This window comes from Nostoc cycadae WK-1, assembly GCF_002897135.1.
Taxonomy (GTDB): domain Bacteria; phylum Cyanobacteriota; class Cyanobacteriia; order Cyanobacteriales; family Nostocaceae; genus Nostoc_B.
Map to the genome: position 1 here is coordinate 189,616 of NZ_DF978435.1, position 6,670 is coordinate 196,285.

5 protein-coding genes and 1 pseudogene are annotated in these 6,670 nt (G+C 38.4%); 3 read left to right on the top strand and 3 right to left on the bottom strand.

Annotation, left to right across the window (positions count from 1 at the left end):
* Positions 1-793: 793 nt before the first annotated feature.
* Positions 794-1,726, bottom strand: a complete 933-nt coding sequence (locus tag NCWK1_RS21410) for a tRNA (5-methylaminomethyl-2-thiouridine)(34)-methyltransferase MnmD (protein ID WP_103126107.1) — start codon at positions 1,724-1,726, stop codon at positions 794-796.
* Between the two features lie 140 nt (positions 1,727-1,866).
* Between NCWK1_RS21410 and NCWK1_RS21415 the strand changes: the two genes are divergently transcribed.
* Positions 1,867-2,706: a sulfurtransferase gene (locus NCWK1_RS21415; protein ID WP_103126097.1), complete on the top strand. Its 840-nt coding sequence runs from the start codon at positions 1,867-1,869 to the stop codon at positions 2,704-2,706.
* Positions 2,707-2,744: 38 nt separating this feature from the next.
* Here NCWK1_RS21415 and NCWK1_RS21420 read toward each other — a convergent pair.
* Positions 2,745-3,326, bottom strand: a pseudogene (locus NCWK1_RS21420) (hypothetical protein); the annotation flags it as partial.
* A 63-nt stretch (positions 3,327-3,389) separates the two neighbouring features.
* Here NCWK1_RS21420 and NCWK1_RS21425 point away from each other — a divergent pair.
* A protein-coding gene (locus NCWK1_RS21425; RefSeq protein WP_103124310.1) for an IS630 family transposase occupies positions 3,390-4,444 on the top strand; the annotation gives its coding sequence in 2 pieces (ribosomal slippage) (positions 3,390-3,782 and positions 3,785-4,444; 1,053 coding nt in all).
* Between the two features lie 35 nt (positions 4,445-4,479).
* Here NCWK1_RS21425 and NCWK1_RS21430 read toward each other — a convergent pair.
* Entirely contained in the window at positions 4,480-5,298 is an 819-nt protein-coding gene (locus tag NCWK1_RS21430) for a hypothetical protein (protein WP_187308207.1), read from the bottom strand.
* A gap of 261 nt (positions 5,299-5,559) precedes the next feature.
* Between NCWK1_RS21430 and NCWK1_RS21435 the strand changes: the two genes are divergently transcribed.
* The coding region (locus tag NCWK1_RS21435) for a FecR domain-containing protein (protein ID WP_103126108.1) at positions 5,560-6,670 on the top strand (1,111 nt) is incomplete at its 3' end.

Here is a 6,670-nt window from a genome sequence, read left to right on the forward strand (position 1 = left end):
TCACTGTAGATTGGGATATCCATTAACTTACCATTTAGCGTTTAAATAGCTTAAGTTTTTATGAATCACTAGATGGAATTGAAACGTTTATATACATATTTTTAATTGTTACTTTGCCCATTGGGTATGATTTGAATTCTCAATATATTAGGACTTAAGCACTATATATTAGGACTCATGCACTGTACAAAATGGCTATTTTGTGCATAACGAAAATCTGTCATTTAAGATTATTGTCTAAAAGTGCTGGATCAATTGCGATCGCTGACTAATGGAGAGAAAAAGAAATCTCAATACCAAAAAATCTATCCGCATATTTCATTGCTGCTATCTGTACTTCCTTCCTATTAATGTCTGATGTGAATTAAACATACCCAAGCTATAACAAGGGTTTCAGGCTGTGGTTTAGTCAATATGTTTAACAATTTTGACGTATTTACACCTTTCCCGACTCTCAATCACATCAGCCTTTGAAAAAAAAGATTAAACATTAAGTCTATATTTATAGCAGAATTACCCAGTCTAAATTCCACTATGGGTAAGTTTTATAGCGCATATCTACAGGTTGATATCATGTCAGATTAATCAGTTATGGTTCGGGGTATGTGTAAAGAAACAGCAAAATTTTCTCCTCTGATCCTTCTGTGTTTTTCATCAGCAGTCTTTCACCGAACACGATATTATTCCTAGTTGGAAATCTAGTCTATGTGTTCCAGGAAATGGTGGGAAATATTTGCTTCAATTATAAGAGAAAATCTAGTGGTGTTTTCGCTGTATTTTGCCAACACAATTGTCAAACCAAGTCAGAATTAACTTCAATAGAGTCAGCTGTTTTGTTTTTCAGTAACCAACGTTTTCGCCAGCGGGAAGTAGGTTCTAATAAACAAGCTTGTTGTTCTTGTTGTCGTCGCATTATGATCACATCAGGCGGATCATTTAATTGTGGATCGCGGTAAGGAATTGCAGCACGAGTTAACAAATGTTCTTGTTCTTCTAGACAGAGGTGAGGAAGTGGTAAGTCCCTGAAACACTCTGTGCTTGGAGAATAAGCTGCAACTGTACCAGGCGATCGCCTTCCAACTGGCGGGGTAGAACCTATCTTTAATCCAGCCAATATCAGTGCTGTACGTACAGAAGCGGCACAAGAATAAGTTGCCAGTCGGCCTTGTTTACGTAAACAAACTGAGACTTGTTGAAGAAATTCCACAGTCCATAAGTGAGGACACTGAGGAGGTGAAAAGGGATCTAGAAAAATCGCATCTGCACTAAAACCAGATTTATTTACCTCTTGAATCGAGACTCTAGCATCACCAATGAGTAACTTTGCTTGCAGGCGTTCGGTTTTTACTTGCTGTTCAAAAGCGAGTTGAGTCAAAATTGGTGTGTATTCGTAATTCCATTGATCAAATAAATGATTAGCGATCGCAGCTTGCGGTACAGTCGGATTCAGTTCTAAACCAATTAACTCCACATCACAATTAGGGTTTACTGCCCAGATTGTCTGTAAAGCTGCTGCTGTGTTGTATCCTAGACCATAACAAATATCTAATAGCCGCACAACTGGTTTAAGCGCCGCTTGAGCTAGTTGAGTCGGTTCAACAAACTTAAAATAACTTTCTTGTTTTGCACCAAAATGACTATGAAATGATTCATTAAACTCTTGAGAGAAAAAGGTAAAAGAACCATCTGCGGTTGTTTGTGGTCGAAAGTGATCAAATTCTGGCATTAGACTTGGTTCACTGAGGTTCATGGTCAATATTTTAAAAAAGCTTGACTAGTTATCACTGACTAAGAGTCCAGTATTATTAGGAAATTGATTAGTCAAATATTATTCTGATTCTTTAATTATTTTGAATTTTTATATCTATGGTTAACACTCAACTTTTTGTTTCACCAGCATGGCTTGTCGATCACCTCAACGATTCCCAGGTTGTGATTGTAGATTGTCGTTTTTCTTTGGCTGATCCACAATTGGGGCAAACACAATATCAAATAAGCCACATTCCAGGGTCATATTATCTGGATTTAAATCAGGATCTTTCTAGTCCTGTGGGTAAGCATGGCGGTAGACATCCTTTACCTGATACTAACAATCTAGCTAAGAAGTTATCAGCAATGGGGGTCAATTCCCAAAAAACTTTGGTTGTAGCTTATGATGATTCTCGCTTGGCTTTTGCATCTCGTTTATGGTGGTTACTCCGCTATCTGGGACATGAACAAGTAGTAGTTATGGATGGTGGCTATACTGCATGGCAACAAGCTGGATACCCAGTTACAGATATTATCCCAAAACCCCAGTCAGGTAATTTTCTGCCTCAAATTCAACCCGAATTGGTAGTAGATATAGAAGTTGTTAAAAGTCGCAAAGATTTACCAGAGGTAGTTTTAGTAGATTCAAGAGAAGGCGATCGCTACCGTGGTGAAAGAGAACCAATTGATAAAATTGCTGGCCATATTCCCGGTGCAGTTAACTATCCTTGGCAAGAAGTTACAGATTCGTCAGGTTCTCTACTTGCCCAACTACAGCAACGTCAAAGATGGGAAAAAATTGAACCAGCCCAAGAAGTTTTAGTCTATTGTGGTTCTGGTGTAACTGCTTGTGTCAATTTACTTTCTTTAGAATTAGCTGGCATTCATACAGGTAAGCTTTATGCAGGTAGTTGGAGTGATTGGATTAGTTATGGGTCAATGGTTAATGATCAATAGTCAAAAAAGTTAATTGCACTATAGACTTTGGACTAATTTTAAAATTCACCTATTTTCAAATTATAATAAACGCTCAAGAACCAGCTATCAAAATTAATATTTCTATCCGTAGAATCCCCAAAGCTAAAGCCACTCTGTAAATTAAAACTACTAGAGTCAGAGACTCGGTAAATAACATGGCCAAATAGACGGTGATACTGGTCGTCTCGTTGTCTTTGCGTAAAATCAGAAAGATTTAATTGATAGTTAATCCCAATTTGTAATGGTTCTTGTAAGTAATAATTTAAAGAAACCCAAAAAGAATTAATTAGCCGACTGCGGTTATTTGGTTCAGAAAAATTGGCACTAAATTCGTAGAAGCTATCTAGAAATAATCTAGAATTAAGCGGGTCTCGTCTTCCCACCGATAGCCGCACTGCATTTTCGTCTAAAAAGCGATCGCCTGCTTGAAAGCGACCAACACTATTAGCATAGAAAAACTGTTGATTATTAAAATCTAGTTCTGCATACATACGTGGTGAAAGTTGTTGATAAATCCCTACGTTAAAACTTATTTGGTTATAGTTAAATCTTGATTGCTCCATATAGCGAATCAAATTACCATTAATTGAACCATTAAGTAGAACGGCTTAAAAAAACCAAACTATGTGAAGATAAGTATACAAGTCTGATGTAACAATCGTATGGGCAGTCGTTTAAGGGTATTTCTGACTCCAAAACAAGATAAAACTCTTTTTGAATTGAGAATGGCAAATGTACCCCAAAAAGTGAAAGACAGAGCAGAAGTAGTCAGGTTGAGCGCACATGGGTGGTATGTCGAAAAGATAGCATCTCACTTTAATTGGACTGCTCAAACAGTCAGAGAAGTATTGCATAAGTGGCAAAAGTTAGGTATGGAAGGGCTTTGGTCTAAACCAGGACGCGGAAGAAAACCTCAGTGGATTGAAACTGACATAACGTTTTTAGAACAGTGTTTAGAACAAGAACCACGCACATATAACAGCGTTCAACTAGCCCAAAAATTAGAACAACAACGCTCGATTAATTTAAGTCCCGACCACTTAAGACGGGTACTGAAAAAAAGGGGATCATTTGGAAGCGAACGAGAAAAAGCCATAAAGGAAAACAAGACCCAGTAGTACAGCAACTTAAACAAGCAGATTTAGAAATGCTGGAGTTGTCTGCGGCTGTTGGCGAAATCGATTTAAAGTATATGGATGAATCAGGGTTCTGTGCTTGGAGCGAACCGAGTTACAGCTATTACTTCCGAGGTCAGCAAAAACGCTTGGAGCAGAGTAACCGTAGGGGACGAAGGTTGAGCATTATCGGTTTTCTTCAACCTTTAATTAGCTTTGTGTACGGACTGGTGATTGGCGGTGTTTCACGCAAAACTTATATACAGATGATGGAGACCGAAGCGGTTGAAGCCCAAAAAATCGGACGCATTCGGGTCATAGTGCAGGACAACGGCCCAATACATAGGTGTAAAGAAGTACAAAAATTATGGTCAAAGTGGGAAGCAATGGGTTTGTACATTTTCTTTTTACCTAAATATTGTTCAGAAATGAACCCGATTGAACTGGAATGGCAACACCTAAAAAAAGATGAACTAGCCGCGAAAAGTTTTGAGGATGAATTAGACCTTGCTTATGCTGTGATTGATGGAGTTCAAACAAGAGGAGAAAAGGGAAACTACAATACACAACGTGTAAAATTTAGTTCTCATTCTTCTGCTTAACTGTCTGTTACATACCTATAAATTTTTCTCCCGACTTACTTAACATAAGTTTTAGAACCTATAGGAAAGTATGCAGAAGCAAGACTAAGACCATAAAAAATTAAGCCATCTTCTCTGGGAAAAAACTCAGAAGCAAAAATGTTATTTGTATGAAAGTAGCCCAAATTAGCCTGTAAGAAACCTATTGGTTTAAACTTAGATACTGGCAATGGTGGTTTTTTTTGTGGTAAAGGTCGTGGTCTCACCCTTAACTCAAGTTCCTGAACACCATTAGCTTCAGATGTTGGATTTTTTTGGGGTAAAGGTCTTTGTCTGACTCTTAGTTCTAATTCCCGTAGAATATTGGTTTCAGAGTTTGGCTTTTTTCTTTGTTGCAATATCTGTCTGAGCCTCTCTAACTTCTCATTTCTATCCACTGAGGGTTTATCCAACAGTTCTTCTATAATCATGGGTGAAGGCTGAGGAAAATCTCTTGGCTGTACTTCTAGTTGTGGTGGATTATTTAAGAGTTGAGGATTGCTAGGAGAATTTGGCGGTTGGGGATTAGGCTCAGTATTAGGTTTTGTTTCAGGAGTGGTTTGGGCTATGATTATGTTTGACTCTGCTAAATTAAAATTAAATGGCTGAGGCAGCAGTAAATCAAAATTACTGACCTGAAACTGGCTCTTTTGGTCAAACTTATAACTTTCCAGGTTATATGCAAAATATTCTAGGTTTTCCTCATTTTGCTCACTAGATTCATCTAAGTTAGCAGCCCACGCTACATCTACGCCAATGCAACATTTATTTGCACCAATCAAAGCTAATAAAGTTGCAAATAAAAATTTTGTCCAGCCTGTGGGTTGCATCAGCATTGACGTTTTATCAACAAAAAAATATAACCATTCAGCCCAATCATTAAAAAACAAAGATGTTAACTTTTAGAAATTAATTATTTGATTTTAATATTTTTTGATAATTTTGATTACATTGATTTATACCAGAATTTCGCTAAAATTTTCAATAAATCCACCGAAAATTTAGTTAGAAAACTAAAAAAATGATAAGTAAACCTAATATTTCAGAATGTATCTTCACTTGGTGTGGTCTTAGTTAAACTATCCAGCGTTCAAGCTATGTCTTGGAAATTTATTCCTTTGTTGATGATCGGTGTATGGGGAGTGATAACAATGCCTTCACCAAAGGCGATCGCAGTCACTCCTTTGACTCGTGCAGAAATTCAAAATCTGCAAAATCTTGTGCAATTGCTTCCTCGGAATAACAAAAAGCGACCAGCACGCAAATTAGATCCGATAATTCCTGGTGATGGGTTGTCTACTGGCAGATCATCTTTGGCCGATTTGCGTTTTAACGATGGTTCTTTAGCACGGGTTGGAGAACGAGCAATATTTCAATTCCTACCCAAGACTCGGAATTTTCATCTGTCAAATGGGACAGTACTTTTATTGATTCCACCAGGTAAAGGACAGACACGTATACAAACACCGAGTGCAGCTGCGGCGATTCGTGGTTCAGCATTATTTGTCCGTTATGACAAGCAAACAGACACCACAATTGTTGGGGCGCTGACAAATAGCGGCATTGAGGTTTTGAATCAGGAAGCTTCCCAAAATCAGGTTTTACAAGCTGGACAACTGATGGTCATCGTCAAAGGTGAATTTCAGGGCTTATATGATTTTGATCTCAAAACTTTTTATGAAACGAGTGATTTAGTCCAGGGATTAGATTTAACCAAGCAAAATAATACATCTAATCCAGATCCGGCGATCGCCAGCGTTCAATCTGAAATTATTGCAGCTTTAGCAGCACAAACACCCGTAGTCGGTCAAGGAGTCATAGAAAACCCATCTTTTATGGAGTTATCTATTAATTCTTCTAACTCAGCTGACCAAGGTGGGGTGTTAGACAATTCTCCAGTAGATTCTTTCTTACAAACAGGAGAAGTAATCTCAGATACTACTCGTAACTCTATTAATAATGATAACCAAAACACTAACCCCATCAACATAAATCAGCCAATTAATGGTAGTAATCCTGCCAATTCAGGCGGGAATCCGGGTGGTAACGGCAACCCTGGCGGGAATCCAGGTGGTAACGGCAACCCTGGTGGCAATGGCAACCCTGGTGGCAATGGCAATCCTGGTGATAATCACGGCGGCAATCCAGGCGGCAACGGCAACCCTGGTGATAATCACGGCGGCAACCCTGGGGACAATCACGGCGGCA